The 15,858-nt window shown below is 61.8% G+C and carries 15 protein-coding genes; 12 read left to right on the forward strand and 3 right to left on the reverse strand.

The features are described 5' to 3' along the window. Nucleotides 1-5 precede the first annotated feature (5 nt). From B2Y33_RS04670 to B2Y33_RS04680, 3 genes are read left to right on the forward strand one after another with little or no spacing between them, the layout of a single operon-like run. Complete coding sequence (locus B2Y33_RS04670; RefSeq protein WP_027913713.1) at nucleotides 6-932, forward strand: ABC transporter permease subunit; 927 nt, start codon at nucleotides 6-8, stop codon at nucleotides 930-932. 11 nt (nucleotides 933-943) lie between these two features. Next, nucleotides 944-1,912, forward strand: a complete 969-nt coding sequence (locus tag B2Y33_RS04675; RefSeq protein WP_027913712.1) for an ABC transporter ATP-binding protein — start codon at nucleotides 944-946, stop codon at nucleotides 1,910-1,912. Then, complete coding sequence (locus tag B2Y33_RS04680) at nucleotides 1,912-2,880, forward strand: peptide ABC transporter ATP-binding protein (RefSeq protein WP_206405475.1); 969 nt, start codon at nucleotides 1,912-1,914, stop codon at nucleotides 2,878-2,880. The genes B2Y33_RS04675 and B2Y33_RS04680 overlap by 1 nt, the downstream gene beginning before the upstream one ends. A 221-nt stretch (nucleotides 2,881-3,101) precedes the next feature. Here B2Y33_RS04680 and B2Y33_RS04685 read toward each other — a convergent pair whose 3' ends face one another. Then, nucleotides 3,102-4,001, reverse strand: coding sequence for a hypothetical protein (locus B2Y33_RS04685; RefSeq protein WP_206405476.1), 900 nt, complete (start codon nucleotides 3,999-4,001; stop codon nucleotides 3,102-3,104). Nucleotides 4,002-4,211: 210 nt separating this feature from the next. On the opposite strand from B2Y33_RS04685, the gene B2Y33_RS04690 reads away from it, so the two are divergent. From B2Y33_RS04690 to B2Y33_RS04705, 4 genes are all read left to right on the forward strand, one after another. After that, nucleotides 4,212-5,012 carry a helix-turn-helix domain-containing protein gene (locus tag B2Y33_RS04690; RefSeq protein ID WP_027913709.1) on the forward strand — a complete coding sequence of 267 codons (801 nt, stop codon included), beginning with the start codon at nucleotides 4,212-4,214 and terminating at the stop codon, nucleotides 5,010-5,012. A gap of 63 nt (nucleotides 5,013-5,075) precedes the next feature. Further along, nucleotides 5,076-6,482, forward strand: a complete 1,407-nt coding sequence (locus B2Y33_RS04695) for an NAD(P)/FAD-dependent oxidoreductase (protein WP_206405477.1) — start codon at nucleotides 5,076-5,078, stop codon at nucleotides 6,480-6,482. Between the two features lie 28 nt (nucleotides 6,483-6,510). Then, nucleotides 6,511-6,852, forward strand: a complete 342-nt coding sequence (locus tag B2Y33_RS04700) for a cupin domain-containing protein (protein WP_028687039.1) — start codon at nucleotides 6,511-6,513, stop codon at nucleotides 6,850-6,852. Between the two features lie 51 nt (nucleotides 6,853-6,903). Next, entirely contained in the window at nucleotides 6,904-7,983 is a 1,080-nt protein-coding gene (locus B2Y33_RS04705; protein WP_027913706.1) for a polyamine ABC transporter substrate-binding protein, read from the forward strand. Between the two features lie 109 nt (nucleotides 7,984-8,092). On the opposite strand, the gene B2Y33_RS04710 is transcribed toward B2Y33_RS04705, so the two are convergent. Then, on the reverse strand, nucleotides 8,093-9,676 hold the full coding sequence (locus tag B2Y33_RS04710; RefSeq protein WP_181073669.1) for a peptide chain release factor 3: 1,584 nt from the start codon (nucleotides 9,674-9,676) through the stop codon (nucleotides 8,093-8,095). Between the two features lie 92 nt (nucleotides 9,677-9,768). Next, complete coding sequence (locus B2Y33_RS04715; protein WP_206405478.1) at nucleotides 9,769-10,344, reverse strand: hypothetical protein; 576 nt, start codon at nucleotides 10,342-10,344, stop codon at nucleotides 9,769-9,771. A gap of 360 nt (nucleotides 10,345-10,704) precedes the next feature. Between B2Y33_RS04715 and B2Y33_RS04720 the strand changes: the two genes are divergently transcribed. The 5 genes from B2Y33_RS04720 (at nucleotide 10,705) to B2Y33_RS04740 (ending at nucleotide 15,780) form a co-directional block, all read left to right on the forward strand. After that, nucleotides 10,705-11,418, forward strand: a complete 714-nt coding sequence (locus B2Y33_RS04720; RefSeq protein WP_027913703.1) for an ABC transporter permease — start codon at nucleotides 10,705-10,707, stop codon at nucleotides 11,416-11,418. 13 nt (nucleotides 11,419-11,431) lie between these two features. Next, complete coding sequence (locus B2Y33_RS04725) at nucleotides 11,432-12,343, forward strand: glycine betaine ABC transporter substrate-binding protein (RefSeq protein ID WP_027913702.1); 912 nt, start codon at nucleotides 11,432-11,434, stop codon at nucleotides 12,341-12,343. Further along, nucleotides 12,340-12,993 (forward strand): ABC transporter permease, encoded by a 654-nt coding sequence (locus tag B2Y33_RS04730; RefSeq protein WP_027913701.1) that lies wholly within the window; start codon nucleotides 12,340-12,342, stop codon nucleotides 12,991-12,993. Before B2Y33_RS04725 ends, B2Y33_RS04730 begins: the two co-directional genes overlap by 4 nt. Then, complete coding sequence (locus B2Y33_RS04735) at nucleotides 12,990-14,147, forward strand: betaine/proline/choline family ABC transporter ATP-binding protein (RefSeq protein ID WP_027913700.1); 1,158 nt, start codon at nucleotides 12,990-12,992, stop codon at nucleotides 14,145-14,147. Before B2Y33_RS04730 ends, B2Y33_RS04735 begins: the two co-directional genes overlap by 4 nt. Nucleotides 14,148-14,616: 469 nt before the next feature. Continuing rightward, entirely contained in the window at nucleotides 14,617-15,780 is a 1,164-nt protein-coding gene (locus tag B2Y33_RS04740) for a type III PLP-dependent enzyme (RefSeq protein WP_023533340.1), read from the forward strand. Nucleotides 15,781-15,858: the final 78 nt, after the last annotated feature.

Genomic DNA, 15,858 nt, shown 5'->3' on the forward strand with positions numbered 1-15,858 from the left:
CCGTCATGACCAACCCGACTGCAAAAACCCTGTCCCCGGTCAGCCCGGTGGACCAGAGCCTTCTCTACCCCTCGCCCTACAAGGAATTCTGGCAGGCCTTCGCGCGCAACAAGGGCGCGGTGATGGGCCTGGCGTTCATGTGCGTGGTGGTGTTCTGCGCGCTGTTCGCGCCCTGGGTCGCGCCCCACGACCCCAGCGAGCAGTACCGCGACTTTCTGCTCACCCCCCCGGTGTGGCTGGAGGGTGGCACTTGGCAGTTCATCCTGGGCACCGATGAGCTTGGCCGCGACCTGCTCTCGCGCTTGATCCAAGGGGCGCGCCTGTCCTTGCTGATTGGCTTGTCCTCGGTGGTGATATCGTTGATCCCCGGCATTCTGCTCGGGTTGCTGGCGGGCTTCTTCCCGCACTTCGTCGGCCCTTCGATCATGCGCCTGATGGACGTGATGCTGGCCCTGCCCTCGCTGCTGCTGGCCGTCGCCATCGTCGCCATCCTCGGCCCTGGCCTGATCAACACCGTGATCGCCATTGCCATCGTCTCGCTGCCCTCCTACGTGCGCCTGACCCGCGCCGCCGTGATGGGCGAGCTGAACCGCGACTACGTCACCGCTGCCCGGCTGGCAGGCGCTGGGCTGGGGCGCCTGATGTTCGTGACCGTGCTGCCCAACTGCATGGCGCCGCTGATCGTGCAGGCCACCTTGAGCTTTTCCTCGGCCATTCTCGACGCCGCCGCCCTGGGCTTCCTGGGCCTTGGTGTGCAACCCCCGACGCCGGAGTGGGGCACCATGCTGGCCTCGGCCAGGGATTACATCGAGCGCGCCTGGTGGGTGGTGAGCCTGCCGGGCCTGACCATCCTGCTCAGCGTACTGGCGATCAACCTGATGGGTGATGGCCTGCGCGATGCGCTCGACCCTAAACTCAAGAACGCCGCCTGAGGAGCACACCCATGTCTTTGTTGCAGATCAACAACCTCAACGTGCGTTTTGGCGACGCGGACGCCGTGCCAGTGGTGGACGGGCTGGACTTACAGGTTCAAGCCGGCGAAATCCTGGCCATCGTCGGCGAGTCCGGCTCGGGCAAATCGGTGACCATGATGGCCCTGATGGGCCTGGTCGAGGCCCCTGGCCGGATCACGGCCGATGCCATGACATTCGACGGTACCGACATGCTCACCCTCAGCGGCCGGCAACGGCGCAAGGTGGTCGGCAAGGACATCGCCATGGTCTTCCAAGACCCCATGACGGCCCTGAACCCCAGCTACACCGTGGGTTATCAGATCGAAGAAGTCCTGCGTCAACACCTGGGCCTCAAGGGCAAGGCGGCGCGGCAACGGGCCCTGGAACTGCTGCAGAAGGTCGAGATCCCGGCCGCCGAAAGCCGCCTGGACGCTTATCCGCATCAACTGTCCGGCGGCATGAGCCAACGGGTGGCCATCGCCATGGCCATCGCCGGTGAGCCGAAGCTGCTGATCGCCGATGAGCCGACCACGGCGCTGGACGTGACCATCCAGGCGCAGATCATGGAGCTGCTGGTCAACCTGCAGCAGGAGCGCAACATGGCCCTGATCCTGATCACCCATGACCTGGCGGTAGTGGCCGAGACCGCGCGCCGGGTGTGCGTGATGTATGCAGGGCAGGCCGTGGAGGTGGGCCAGGTGCCAGAGCTGTTCGACGTCCCTGCCCACCCCTATACCGAAGCCCTGCTGGCGGCGATTCCCGAACACAGCCTGGGTGCCGAGCGCTTGGCTACCCTGCCTGGCATCGTCCCGGGCCGCTATGACCGGCCAACGGGTTGCCTGCTGTCACCGCGTTGCCCTTATGTGCAGGACAACTGCCGACACCAGCGCCCGGCCCTGGACCCCAAGGCCCAGAGCCTGGCCCGTTGTTTCTACCCACTGAACCAGGAGGTGGCGTGATGGCCGTCGTTCTATCGGCCCGGGACCTGACCCGGCATTACGAAGTCTCCCGCGGGTTGTTCAAGGGCCATGCGCTGGTGCGCGCGCTCAATGGCGTTTCGTTCGAACTGGAGGCGGGCAAGACGTTGGCGGTAGTCGGTGAGTCCGGTTGCGGCAAGTCGACCCTGGCCCGCGCCCTGACCCTGATCGAGCAGCCCACCTCAGGCTCGCTGCAGATTGCAGGTACCGAGGTCACCGGAGCCAGCAAGGCCGCGCGCAAGCAACTGCGCCGGGACGTGCAGATGGTCTTCCAGAGCCCTTACGCCTCGCTCAACCCGCGGCAGAAGATCGGTGACCAGCTGGCCGAGCCTTTGCTGATCAACACCGCGCTGAGCAAGGCGCAGCGCCGTGATAGGGTGCAGAAGATGATGGAGCAGGTGGGGCTGCGCCCGGAGCATTACCAGCGCTATCCGCACATGTTCTCCGGTGGGCAGCGTCAGCGTATCGCGCTGGCACGGGCCATGATGTTGCAGCCCAAGGTGTTGGTGGCCGACGAGCCGACATCTGCACTGGATGTGTCCATCCAGGCCCAGGTGCTGAACTTGTTCATGGACATGCAGCAGCAGTACGGTACCGGTTATGTATTCATCTCCCACAACCTGGCGGTAGTACGTCACGTGGCTGACGATGTGCTGGTCATGTACTTGGGCAGGCCGGCGGAGATGGGGCCCAAAGCCGATATCTACGAAAAGCCGCTGCATCCGTACACCCAGGCTCTATTGTCTGCCACACCCGCTATTCATCCAGACCCGTCCAAGCCGCGCATCCGCATTGCCGGTGAGCTGCCCAACCCGCTCAACCCGCCGGATGGCTGCGCTTTTCACAAACGCTGCCCCTACGCGACCGATCGCTGCGCCAATGAGGTGCCGGCGTTCAGGCAAGTGGAGACCCGGCAGGTGGCTTGTCATTATGCGGAGCAGTTTCTTTAACGAAGGTACGGCGCGGTCGGTCGGGCGGGCCGCCACGACCGCTCCGAATTCACTCACCATCAGAAGCGACGCAAGGCAGCAGACCGACAAATGAGACATAAACGAAAAGGGCCGCTAAGCGGCCCTTTTCGTCAGTGCATGAACAGTGCAATCAGAATGATGACTGGAATCGGTACACCCAGCATCCATAGCAATATCGAGCGCATGTTCGTTCTCCTTACTTAGCGTTGAATGGTGCGGTGAGCGACGTAGTCGCCTTCGAGCCACTGAACCTGGTCGCGACGACGACCACCGTACAGCGCGGCCAGGCTGGCGAAGAAGGCGCCGCACAGCAGGGCCACGAAGGTCCACAGGGCAGTCCAGGCAGCCACTTTGGCAGCGGTGTCTGCAGCATGCTTGGCATCGGTTTTCAGTTGCTGAACCTGAGCCATGACCTGATCGACGCGAGCTTCGGCTTCCGGTTGGGAAAGGCGGGTGCGCTGGGCAACCAGCTGCGCCAGGTAGGCACGGTCTTCAGGTGCCAGGGCGCCGTCACCGGCAAAGCCTTTGGCCAGGATGCGAGCGGCAACACCGTTGGCCGCATCATCGCTGACAGGCGCCGGGCCCTCGCCACGGAACAGGCCGTCGACGAAGTAGTCCAGGGACTCATCCGAGGCATTGGAAGCGGCAGCGCCACCGGCAGCGGCGGTCATGCCGGCCGCTTGAGTGGCTGCACTGGCACCAGCGCCCACGATGTTGCCGGCTGTGCCCAGTACCAGCATGGCCGTTACCAGGGTAGCCACGGCCCACGACAGGAAGCCGTGTGCAGTGTCGCGGAAATACACCTCGTCGCCGTGCAGATTGGCCCATTTCACGCGCAGACGGCCGGCAATGTAGCCGCCCATGCCCGAAGCGATGATCTGGGTCAGCAGCAACCAGACAATGGTAGAGATGCCCAGGGCTTTCGCACTGGCCCCTTCATCTGCCCACGGCGAGGTCGCGGCAAAGCCGAGCCCTGCACCGAGTACCACCAGAAGGAGGGAGATGGCAGCAGCACCGGCTGCGCCAGCAAAGATTGCTGCCCAGGAAACACCTGAGCGGCTTTGTGTATCGACAACGGGATAGTCGGCAGATGAGATCATGATGTGGTCGCCTGTGTTGTTAGCGAGAAGTCCATTCGCGCATTAAACGTTGCAGCGGCTGTGCCAGTTGCCGTAAAAAATCACGCCCTTTGAAATCAACAACTTACAAAAACAGGTTAATTATTGACCGTGCAAAATGCGCGAATCGGCCTGTAGCGTCAGGTGTTCTGCATTCTTGTCGCCACGCCAGGGAAAGGGCATGATCCGTCCATGACCCTGCCCGATGGCCCGTCCCAGACACCGATTACCGCCGACACCGTGATGCGCTACCACCTGTGCTGGAAGCATCGTGATCTCGATGGCGTGATGGCGCTGTACCACCCCGACATTCAATACCACGACTTCTTTCAGAACCGTGTGCTGGGCCATGCCGAGCTGCGTACGTACGTGGGCGCCTGCCTGCCCCATGCCGCCGGCGAGGACATCGTGCACAGCGACCGTATCCGCGTCGATGGCTGCACGGCGTATATTCAGTACCAAGTCACCGTGCAGGGCGGGGACGGCCTGGTGGCGTTCCAGTCCAGCGAGGCGATCACGGTCAAGGACGGTCTGATCTGGCAGGTCAATGAATACGCCACACTCGTGCGTCAGCACAGCGCAAGCAGCACCAGTCGCACCTCACGGCCCGCCACCAGCCGGCTTGGGCTGTCCCCGCGCCAGTTGTCTACCATGGCGCAAGACCTTGAGCACTACTTCCAGCGACATCGTCCGTACCTGGATCCTGACTTGAGTTTGCAACAGGTCGCCCAGGCCAGCGGTTACAGCCGCAATCAGATTTCCTACTTGCTGAACCAGGTGCTGGGTCAGCGTTTTTACCGCTACGTCAACCAAGCCCGCCTTCAGCACCTGATGACGATCCTGGCGAATGACAGCGGCCAGACGTCCATCGATGACCTGGCGTTCAACGCCGGTTTCAACTCGCTGTCCGCGTTCTACAAATGCTTCCGCGAGCATACCGGGCTGACGCCAAAAGCCTATCTCAAACAGATTTCCTCGCGTGCACGCACGTAAGACAACCGCTGGCGTTGGCCACTAGCATCGCTCCATCACCTGATCGCTTGTGGAGCCCGGCCCATGCAGCCTCTGCGTACACTCAGCTTGTGGATGGACCAGCTGCAAGAGCCGCTGTGCGCGCGCCCTGCCCTGCGTGAAAATGTCGAGGCCGACGTCTGCATCATCGGCGCTGGCTACACAGGCCTGTGGACCGCTTACTACCTCAAGCGCCAGGCACCGCACCTCAATGTCGTGGTAATCGAGGCCAACATCGCAGGGTTTGGCGCCTCGGGGCGCAATGGCGGGTGGTTGATGGGCAATTTGCTGGGTGAAGATCGCCTGTTGGCCAGCCTGTCGCCGGTTCAGCGCCGCGCCAGCATCGAGCTGCTGCATGACATTCCAGACGAAGTACAGCGCGTGTTGCACCGCGAACAGCTCGATTGCGACTACCGCAAGGGCGGCGTGTTGTACTGCGCAGCCCGTTATCCCGAGCAGGAGCGAAGCCTGCGTGCCTACCTGGATCACTTGTACAACCTGGGCATGACCGAGGACGATTACCACTGGCTGCGTCCAGCGCAACTGCAGGGCCAGTTGCGTGTAAGCAATGCCTATGGGGCTATCTACAGCCCGCACACGGCCACGATTCAGCCGGCCAAGCTCGTCCGTGGCCTGGCCAGCGCAGTCGAGGCCCTGGGGGTGCCGATCTACGAAAACACACCGGCGCTGGACTGGCAACCTGGCGAAGTGACCACCCCGTTGGCACGCCTGCGGTGCAACTGGATCGTCCCGGCGGTGGAAGGCTATGCCGCCAGCTTGCCGCCGTTGGGCAAACACCAGTTGCCGGTTCAGAGCCTGATGGTCGCTACCGAGCCTTTGCCTGAGGCCATTTGGGCGCAGATCGGCCTCGACCAGGGAGAAGCCTTCAGCGAGGGCAGCCGACAGGTGACCTATGGTCAGCGCACTGCCGATGATCGGCTGGTGTTCGGTGCCCGAGGTGGCTACCGCTTCGGTGGCAGGTTGCGTGAGGACTTCAACCTCCAGGCCCATGAAATCGAGCTGCGTCGCTACCTGTTCAGCGAGCTGTTTCCCCAACTGCGCCATGTACGCATCACCCATTCGTGGGGTGGCAACCTGGGTATGGCGCGGCGCTTCCAGCCGCACATGCTGTGCGACCGCCAGCGGGGTATCGCGTTGGCCGGTGGCTACGGCGGTGAAGGCGTAGGCGCGACCAACCTGGGTGGTCGCACCCTGGCTGCACTTATCCTGAATCAGCAGAACGCACTCACCGGGCAGCCTTGGGTACATGACAACAGGCCGCTATCGAGCCTGGCCAGCTGGCCTCCGGAGCCCAGCCGCTGGCTGGGGTACAACGCCATCATCCAGAGTTTCGTCCACGAGGACCGTACCCTGGCCAACCCCGCGACACCGCCATGGAGACGGCACCTGGCCAGCAAACTGGCAGATTTCATGGAAGGTTTCATGCACTGATTCTTCACCCAAACAGGACCGACCTTTCATGAGCATCACTCAGTTCAAACGGGCAGACAGCGCCGTTTTGCAGTCCAGCAGCCCTGTCGCCGTACCGCTCGGCCAACCCGTGGCGGTGACATCGACCACGAGCGTGCAACGCAGCGATGGCGTGGAGACGGGAATCTGGGAATGCACCCCAGGGCGCTGGCGACGGCAAATCACGCAACAGGAGTTCTGCCACTTCATCAAGGGGCGCTGCACCTTCACCCCTGACGATGGCGAGCCCCTGGTCATAGAAGCCGGAGACGCATTGATGCTACCGGCCAACAGCACTGGCACCTGGGATATCCAGGAAACCGTGCGCAAGACCTACGTACTTATCTTCTGATCCGCTGATCGCCTGCCTTCGATAACAACACACAAAGCAAGGTAACCCGATATGCGCACGCTTATCATCGCCCCCTTGATGCTGGCCGCCAGCGTGGCCAGCGCGGCAGAAACCGTCAAGATCTACAACTGGTCCAGTTACATCGCGCCCGACACCTTGAAGCAGTTCCAGCAAGCCACCGGCATCGTGCCCACCTACGACGTCTATGACAGCAACGAGACCCTCGATGGCAAGTTGATGACCGGCAATTCCGGCTACGACGTGGTGTTTCCCTCCAACCATTTCATGGCCCGGCAAATCCAGGGCAAAGCCCTCAAGCGCCTGGACAAGTCGCAGTTGCCCAACTGGAAGAACCTCAACCCAGTGCTGCTCAAGGCCCTGGAGGGCAATGACCCAGGCAACCAGTACGGGTTCCCGTACCTCTGGGGCAGCACGGGCATCGGCTACAACATCGACAAGGTCAAAGCCGTATTAGGCGACGACGCGCCGGTCGACTCCTGGGACCTGATCTTCAAGCCGCAGTACATGAGCAAGCTCAAAGGTTGTGGCGTGGCGGTGCTGGACAATGGCCCCGAGTTGCTACCCATCGCCTTGCATTACCTGGGGCTGCCCCACCATAGCCAGAACCCGGCCGACTACGACAAGGCCAAGGCGCTGCTGATGCAGGTGCGGCCGTACATCAGCTATTTCCATTCATCCAAGTACACGGCGGACCTGGCCAATGGCGACGTCTGCGTGGTGGTCGGGTTCTCGGGGGACGTGCTCCAGGCAAAGAATCGCGCCGAGGAGGCCCATAACGGGGTCAAGGTCGGCTACTCGATACCCAAGGAGGGGGCGCCGATGTGGTTCGACATGGTGGCCATGCCCGCCGATGCGCCGGATGAAAAGGCCGGGTATGCCTACATGAACTACCTGCTGGAGCCGCAGGTAATGGCCGCCATCAGCAATCATGTGCAATACGCCAACGCCAACCTGCAAGCCGATGCGCTGGTTGACCCGGCGCTCAAGGCCAACACCATGATCTATCCGAGCGAAGCGGTGATGGGCAAGTTGTACGCGCTAGAAGCGATGCCGGCCAAGATAGACCGCATCAGGACGCGTATCTGGACCAGTGTGAAGGCGGGCAACTGATGCCTGCGCCTGCGAAAGTGGCAGGAAATGGTTGAGGTGAGCGAGGCGAACGTCGGGCCGCCCTGCTCGCGCAAGGGCCCGGCCAGCGAAGTGGCCGGGCCTTTTACGCTCAGTGGTGCTCGCGCGTGGCGCGGAACTTGACGTCAGGCCAGCGCTCTTCCATCAGCGACAGGTTGACCCGGGTGGGCGCCAGGTAGGTCAGGTGCCCGCCACCATCGATGGCCAGGTTCTCCATGGCCTTGTTCTGGAATTCCTCCAGCTTCTTCTTGTCGTCGCAGGCGATCCAGCGCGCCGACCACACGGTGATGGGCTCGTAGGCACACTCGACCTTGTATTCTTCCTTCAGGCGGCTGGCAACCACGTCGAACTGCAGCACACCGACCGCACCGAGGATGATGTCGTTGCTGCGCTCGGGGAAGAACACCTGGGTAGCACCTTCTTCGGCCAGCTGCTGCAGGCCCTGACGCAACTGCTTGGATTTCAGCGGGTCTTTCAGGCGCACGCGGCGGAACAGTTCCGGGGCGAAGTGCGGGATGCCGGTAAAGCCCAGCGCCTCGCCTTCGGTGAAGGTGTCACCGATCTGGATGGTGCCGTGGTTGTGCAAACCGATGATGTCGCCGGCGTAGGCTTCTTCGAGCTGCTCACGCTCGGACGAGAAGAAGGTCAGCGCATCGCCGATGCGAAGGTCCTTGTTCAGCCGCACGTGGCGCATTTTCATGCCCTTTTCGTACTTGCCCGAGCAGATGCGCATGAAGGCGATACGGTCCCGGTGTTTCGGGTCCATGTTCGCCTGGATCTTGAACACGAAGCCGGTGAATTTCTCTTCCACGGGCTCGACGGTACGCTCGCGGGCAACACGGCCCAGCGGGCGCGGCGCCCAGTCGACGACGGCATCGAGCACGTGGTCGACACCGAAGTTGCCCAGTGCGGTACCGAAGAACACAGGGGTCAGTTGACCGTTGATGAATTCGTCCTGGTCGAACTCGTGGCAAGCGCCCTGCACCAGCTCCAGCTGCTCGACGAACGCGTCGTACTGGTCGCCCAGGTGGGCGCGGGCTTCGTCCGAGTCCAGATTGCGAATGATCTTGGCTTCGGTGCGCTCGTGGCCGTGGCCGGGCGTGTAGACGATGATGTAGTCACCGGTCAGGTGGTACACGCCCTTGAAGTCACGGTAACACCCGATAGGCCAGGTAATCGGTGCGGCCTTGATCTTCAGAACGGCTTCGATTTCGTCGAGCAGTTCGATCGGGTCGCGAATGTCGCGGTCGAGCTTGTTGATGAAGCTGACGATGGGCGTGTCGCGCAGGCGGCATACGTCCATCAGGGCAATGGTACGCGGCTCTACACCTTTACCGCCGTCGAGCACCATCAGCGCCGAGTCCACCGCGGTGAGGGTGCGATAGGTGTCTTCGGAGAAGTCTTCGTGCCCGGGGGTGTCGAGCAGGTTGATCATGTGCTCTCGGTACGGGAACTGCATCACCGAAGTGGTGATGGAGATGCCGCGCTGCTTCTCCATTTCCATCCAGTCGGAGGTGGCGTGGCGGTCGGACTTGCGCGACTTCACGGTGCCGGCGACGGAGATGGCCTTGCCCATCAGCAACAGCTTCTCGGTGATGGTGGTCTTACCGGCGTCGGGGTGGGAAATGATTGCGAAAGTGCGGCGCTTCGCGACTTCGGCGGCCTGGTTGGTCATGGGAAATCGCCTGACTGGGGGATTTGAAAGGGGCGATATCATACCTGAACTCTGGCGTCAGGCCAAAACCTGCCGCCACGCGCTGGCCCGCCTCAATGATCGTCCATGAGCTCCTGGCCGACATGCAGAATGTCCAGTTCCAGGTCCATGGGCTGTCCACCCTCATTGACCACATAGGCAAACCAGTGACCTGCCACCGTTTCCTTGCGATAGGCCTGAAGCGGTATGTTCGAGCGGGTATGGATACGGCCACGAATCGTCTGCCCTGGTTCGACGATGGATGTCATGCTCCGCCACTCGCCACCCTTGTCCATCTGCATGAACTTCCACAATGTTTGCTCGCCGGGAGGTGCGGCATAGAGGCCGGCGTAGCCATTGTTGCTGCAGTCGAGGTGGCAATTGGCAGACTGAAAATCCCGCCCCGTCTTTCGGCTCCAAGACTGGATGTCGTAGTAAGGACGGCCAATCGCGGCGTCGAACAGGCAACGGAACATGAACATGTGTGGCGACTTTGTCACCAGAGAGGTGACGATCATCCAGTCATCGGCGGCGCGTGCGGCCTGTTGGCCGCGCTCGACCAATTTAGCGCAGTCCAGATACCCCGGCGCGTCCAGGGACAGACAACGTACCTGGGCGATGAACGATCGGTCATAACTGTAATTCAGCATGGCATGGGATCTGTGCAAGATTGAACAAAAACGACTTTTTTCCAGTTCGCTACAGCCCAGTATTGAAGAGGCCTATGAGCGTAATGAGCACCTGGAAACAATGACTTGCGAGCTGCGCAGGGCTGGCCAAATGCTTCCCCAGATGGGAACCTTGGTGCCTTAGGAGACGTCCATTGCCCTGAGTTGCACCTCGACTCAGGGCTGGATTCATCAGCATCTTCGATGCCCGACGGGGCTCGACTCATTGCATGAACGCTCAGCTTCAACGGCATCATGCTGCTACTCGCGAACACACCACCGCTGCCCTCGAGGGCTGGCCATGAAGAAGTGTGCTCGCCGACGACAAGAAGGAGTCCACCTGTGGCGACACGCTACGGAAAAGGGCTGTTGGGATGGGCCGCCGTGCTCGTCATCCTGGCCCTGCTGGTCCATTGGATCGGCCTCGACACGATCGCGCGCTACCGCGACGATCTGACGTTCTACCTGCAAGCGCACCTGGTTCTGGTGCTGGCTTCGATGGCGGCGGCATTGGCCGTGGGCATCCCCGCCGGCATTGCCTTGAGTCGACCGCACAGGGTCGACAAAGCCGAGCGGTTCATGCAGTTCTTCAACATTGGCAACACCATCCCTCCCTTGGCCGTACTGGCCATCGCCCTGAGCGTGCTAGGCATCGGCGCAGGGCCTGCCATTTTCGCCCTGTTCCTCGCCTCCCTACTGCCCATCGTGCGCAACACCTACGAAGGGCTGAAAAACGTTCCCGCCTCGCTCAAGGAAGCCGCTACCGGCATCGGCATGACGCCGCGCCAGCAGTTATGGCAGGTCGAGCTGCCCAACGCCGTGCCCATCATCGTCGGCGGCGTGCGTGTGGCGCTGGCACTGAACGTGGGCACCGCCCCGCTCGCCTTCCTGATCGGTGCCAACAGCCTGGGCAGCCTGATCTTCCCCGGCATCGCCCTGAACAACCAGCCCCAGCTTTTGCTGGGCGCCGCTTGCACGGCACTGCTGGCATTGCTGCTGGACGCACTGGTGACGTTCGCCAGCAAGCGCTGGCTGGAACGTGGCCTGGCCCAATAACCCGAGGAAAACCATGAAGAACGCAATCGCCTTGCTCCTGGGCGCGGTCCTGCTGTCGGCAGGTTTTGCCCAGGCGGCAGACAAACCGTTGATCCGTATCGGCGCCCGGGTATTCACCGAACAGACCGTGCTCGCCGAAATTACTGCCCAATACCTGCGCGCCCATGGCTTCGATGTGCGCGTCACTGGCGGCCTTGGCAGCAGCCTGGCACGTCAGGCGCAGGAAACCGGGCAGCTTGACCTGATGTGGGAATACACCGGGGTCTCGCTGGTGTCCTACAACCATGTCGAAGAACGCATGCCCAGCGCGGCGGCCACCTATGCCAGGGTCAAGGCTCTGGACGCCGAAAAGGGACTGGTCTGGCTCAAGCCTTCCAAGTTCAGCAACACCTATGCATTGGCTTTGCCTAGCGAAGTGGCCAAAGCCTACCCACAGGTCAACACCATCAGCCAGTTGAACCAGGTGTTGATGGACGAGCAGGCGCGCAAGCACGTGGTTGCGCTGGACACCGAGTTCGCCAACCGGCCCGACGGCCTGGATGGCCTGCAGGCGCGGTATGGCATGCAGCTGGGGCGCGCCAACATCCGCCAGATGGATGCAGGCCTGGTCTACACCGCGCTGCGCAATGCCCAGGTGTTCGCAGGCCTGGTGTACACCACCGATGGCCGGCTCAACGCGTTCAAGCTCAAGCTGCTCGAAGACGACAAGCACTACTTCCCGGATTACACGGCAGGCCCGGTGGTGCGCAAGGCCGTACTCGACGCTCACCCGCAGTTGGCCAGCCTGCTCGCGCCTCTGGCCGAGCAATTGGACGACGAGACCATGCGCCAGCTCAACGCCAAGGTCGATGTGCAGCATCAAAGCCCCTCCTCGGTCGCGGCCGACTTCCTGCGAGAACATCCCTTGAAGGAGGTGACGCCATGACATTGCTCGACACTTTCGCGCACCTGGACTGGGCCCTGGTGCTGCAGCTGACCTGGCAGCACATCATGTTGGTGGGCGTGGCCGTGGGCCTGGCCATCCTGATCGGGGTGCCGCTGGGCATCGTCATGACCCGCTTCCCGTTCCTGGCCGGGCCCGTGCAGGCCAGCGCCACGGTACTGCTGACCATCCCGTCGATCGCCCTGTTCGGGCTGCTGTTGCCGTTTTACTCCACGTTCGGCCAGGGCCTGGGCCCGCTGCCTGCCATCACGGCGGTGTTTCTCTATTCCCTGCTGCCGATCCTGCGCAACACCTACTTGGCGCTGACCAACGTCGAGCCCGGTATTCGCGAGGCTGCCCGGGGCATTGGCATGACCTTCGGCCAACGCCTGCGCATGGTCGAGTTGCCCATCGCGGTACCGGTGATTCTCGCCGGCGTGCGTACGGCCGTGGTGATGAACATCGGCGTAATGACCATCGCCGCCACCATCGGAGCCGGTGGCCTGGGCGTCCTCATCCTCACCTCCATCAGCCGCAGCGACATGTCGATGCTGCTGGTCGGCGCCGTGCTGGTCAGCCTGCTGGCGATCATCGCCGACCTGCTTCTGCAAACCCTGCAACGTGCCCTGACTCCAGAAGGAATGCGCTCATGATCGAACTGAAAAACCTCAGCAAGACCTTCAACGTCAACGGCAAGGACGTCAAGGCCGTGGACGCGGTCAGCCTCACGGTCAATGAAGGCGAAATCTGCGTGTTCCTGGGCCCGTCAGGGTGCGGCAAGAGCACCACCCTGAAGATGATCAACCGCCTGATCACACCCACCTCGGGGCAGGTGTTCATCAATGGCGAAGACACCAGCGGGCTGGACGAGGTCAGCCTGCGTCGTCACATCGGCTATGTGATCCAGCAGATCGGCCTGTTCCCGAACATGACCATCGAGGAGAACATCACCGTCGTCCCTCGCCTGCTCGGGTGGGACAAGCAGCGCTGCGCCGAGCGCGCCCGGGAGCTGATGCACATGATCAAGCTCGAACCCAAGCAGTACCTGCAGCGCTACCCCCGGGAACTCTCCGGGGGTCAGCAGCAGCGGATCGGTGTGATCCGCGCCTTGGCAGCCGACGCCCCGGTGCTGTTGATGGACGAACCGTTCGGCGCCGTGGACCCCATCAACCGGGAGATGATCCAGAACGAATTCTTCGAGATGCAGCGGGCCTTGAACAAGACCGTGATCATGGTCAGCCATGACATCGACGAGGCCATCAAGCTGGGCGACAAGATTGCCATCTTCCGTGCGGGCAAGCTGTTGCAGCTGGATCACCCGGACACCTTGCTGGCGCACCCGGCCGATGACTTCGTAAGCAACTTCGTCGGCCAGGACAGCACCCTGAAGCGGCTGCTGCTGGTACGTGCCGAAGATGCAGCTGACAATGCCCCGGCGGTGAGCCCGCAGACCCCAGTGCATGATGCGCTGGAGCTGCTGGATGAACATGATCGCCGCTACGTGGTGGTGACCGATGCCGCGAACAAGGCGCTTGGCTATGTGCGCCGACGCGACATGCACCGCCAGCAAGGCACGTGCGCCGACTTCCTACGGCCGTTCAACGCCACGGCGGCGCACGATGAGAACCTGCGTATCTTGTTGTCGCGCATGTACGAGTTCAACCGCGCCTGGCTCCCAGTACTGGACGCCGAGCAGGTGTTCCTGGGCGAGGTCACCCAGGAGTCGATTGCAGCCTACCTGAGTTCGGGCCGCTCGCGCGGAGCGAAATCCACCATCGTCTCGCCCGCCGAGATGGTGACGTCCTAAAAGCCTCTCATCGCAAAAAAAGACGTGACGAGGGCGGACGGAACATAAAATTCACGGACCGTTTTCTGAACGCCCGTACCAGGCTCGGGTGGCCATAAATATGAACACCCGAGCCTACCTTTCGCACCTCTCGATGAGCTCCAAAAGCACGTCGTGCCCATGCAGAGGGGCTTGGGTTTAAGCCCCCTGCTCAGGGCTATTCCACAATTCTTTACGTCTGAAGCGCACTGGGGAACATCAGCCGCTCACATGGGTCGTTTATCCCAGGCGTGGCAGCTCGATCATCGCCGATTCATCAGGGATTGCCTGTTGATTCTGCCGAGTTCACGCCCTAAAGTGCGCGCCGAACGTCCATGCTGGAAACGATCCATCCGGCTCAAGTACTGAGTAGGCGAACCAAAGTGGGGATACGGAGGACGTTCAGTTTGCAGCCACTTAAATTTTCAGTTTGCCCATGGAGTCCCTGAGCATGTCGATCCAGGTCGAAGACTATTTCGCACGCGACACCTTCCAGAAAATGAAGGCGTTTGCCGACAAACAGGAAACGCCGTTCGTACTCATCGATACCCAGATGATCAGCAAGGCTTATGACGACCTGCGCGCCGGGTTCGAATTCGCCAAGGTGTACTACGCCGTCAAGGCCAACCCAGCCGTCGAGATCATCGACCTGCTCAAGGACAAGGGCTCGAACTTCGACATCGCCTCCATCTACGAGCTGGACAAAGTGATGAACCAGGGTGTCAGCGCCGACCGCATCAGCTACGGCAACACCATCAAGAAATCCAAGGACATTCGCTACTTCTACGAGAAGGGCGTGCGCCTGTACGCCACCGACTCCGAGGCAGACCTGCGCAACATCGCCAAGGCCGCTCCAGGCTCGAAAGTGTACGTGCGTATCCTGACCGAAGGCTCCACCACCGCTGACTGGCCGCTGTCGCGCAAGTTCGGTTGCCAGACCGACATGGCCATGGACCTGTTGATCCTCGCCCGCGACCTGGGCCTGGTGCCCTATGGCATCTCCTTCCACGTGGGCTCGCAACAGCGCGACATCAGCGTGTGGGACGCCGCCATCGCCAAGGTGAAGGTGATCTTCGAACGGCTCAAGGAAGAAGACGGCATCGAACTGAAGCTGATCAACATGGGCGGCGGCTTCCCGGCCAACTACATTACCCGCACCAACAGCTTGGAAACCTATGCCGAAGAGATCATTCGCTTCCTCAAGGAAGACTTCGGTGACGACTTGCCGGAAATCATCCTGGAGCCGGGCCGTTCGCTGATTGCCAACGCCGGCATCCTGGTTAGCGAAGTGGTGTTGGTGGCACGCAAGTCGCGCACGGCCGTCGAGCGCTGGATCTACACCGACGTCGGCAAGTTCTCGGGCCTGATCGAAACCATGGACGAGTCCATCAAGTTCCCGATCTGGACCGAGAAAAAGGGCGAAACCGAGGAAGTGGTCATCGCCGGGCCTACCTGTGACAGCGCCGACATCATGTACGAGCACTACAAGTATGGTCTGCCGCTGAACCTGGCCATTGGCGATCGCCTGTACTGGCTGTCGACCGGTGCCTACACCACCAGCTACAGCGCGGTGGAGTTCAATGGGTTCCCGCCGCTCAAAGCCTTCTACCTGTAATCCATGACGGGGCCCAAAGGCCCCGTTTTCATGTCTGCGCAATAAAGCCGACCGCACGTTGGTCACCGGCGCTACACC

Origin of the sequence: Pseudomonas sp. UBA5666, assembly GCF_002420785.1 — a bacterium.
In the GTDB taxonomy this organism is placed as follows: domain Bacteria; phylum Pseudomonadota; class Gammaproteobacteria; order Pseudomonadales; family Pseudomonadaceae; genus Aquipseudomonas; species Aquipseudomonas fulva.

Bases quoted from the DNA above. Each gene is read 5' to 3' on its own strand.
- B2Y33_RS04675 (WP_027913712.1), top strand. From the start codon at position 944: ATGTCTTTGTTGCAGATCAACAACCTCAACGTGCGTTTTGGCGACGCG.
- B2Y33_RS04740 (WP_023533340.1), top strand. From the start codon at position 14,617: ATGTCGATCCAGGTCGAAGACTATTTCGCACGCGACACCTTCCAGAAA.
- B2Y33_RS04700 (WP_028687039.1), top strand. From the start codon at position 6,511: ATGAGCATCACTCAGTTCAAACGGGCAGACAGCGCCGTTTTGCAGTCC.
- B2Y33_RS04690 (WP_027913709.1), top strand. From the start codon at position 4,212: ATGACCCTGCCCGATGGCCCGTCCCAGACACCGATTACCGCCGACACC.
- B2Y33_RS04710 (WP_181073669.1), bottom strand. From the start codon at position 9,676: ATGACCAACCAGGCCGCCGAAGTCGCGAAGCGCCGCACTTTCGCAATC.
- B2Y33_RS04695 (WP_206405477.1), top strand. From the start codon at position 5,076: ATGCAGCCTCTGCGTACACTCAGCTTGTGGATGGACCAGCTGCAAGAG.
- B2Y33_RS04685 (WP_206405476.1), bottom strand. From the start codon at position 4,001: ATGATCTCATCTGCCGACTATCCCGTTGTCGATACACAAAGCCGCTCA.
- B2Y33_RS04715 (WP_206405478.1), bottom strand. From the start codon at position 10,344: ATGCTGAATTACAGTTATGACCGATCGTTCATCGCCCAGGTACGTTGT.
- B2Y33_RS04670 (WP_027913713.1), top strand. From the start codon at position 6: ATGACCAACCCGACTGCAAAAACCCTGTCCCCGGTCAGCCCGGTGGAC.
- B2Y33_RS04705 (WP_027913706.1), top strand. From the start codon at position 6,904: ATGCGCACGCTTATCATCGCCCCCTTGATGCTGGCCGCCAGCGTGGCC.
- B2Y33_RS04735 (WP_027913700.1), top strand. From the start codon at position 12,990: ATGATCGAACTGAAAAACCTCAGCAAGACCTTCAACGTCAACGGCAAG.
- B2Y33_RS04725 (WP_027913702.1), top strand. From the start codon at position 11,432: ATGAAGAACGCAATCGCCTTGCTCCTGGGCGCGGTCCTGCTGTCGGCA.
- B2Y33_RS04730 (WP_027913701.1), top strand. From the start codon at position 12,340: ATGACATTGCTCGACACTTTCGCGCACCTGGACTGGGCCCTGGTGCTG.
- B2Y33_RS04680 (WP_206405475.1), top strand. From the start codon at position 1,912: ATGGCCGTCGTTCTATCGGCCCGGGACCTGACCCGGCATTACGAAGTC.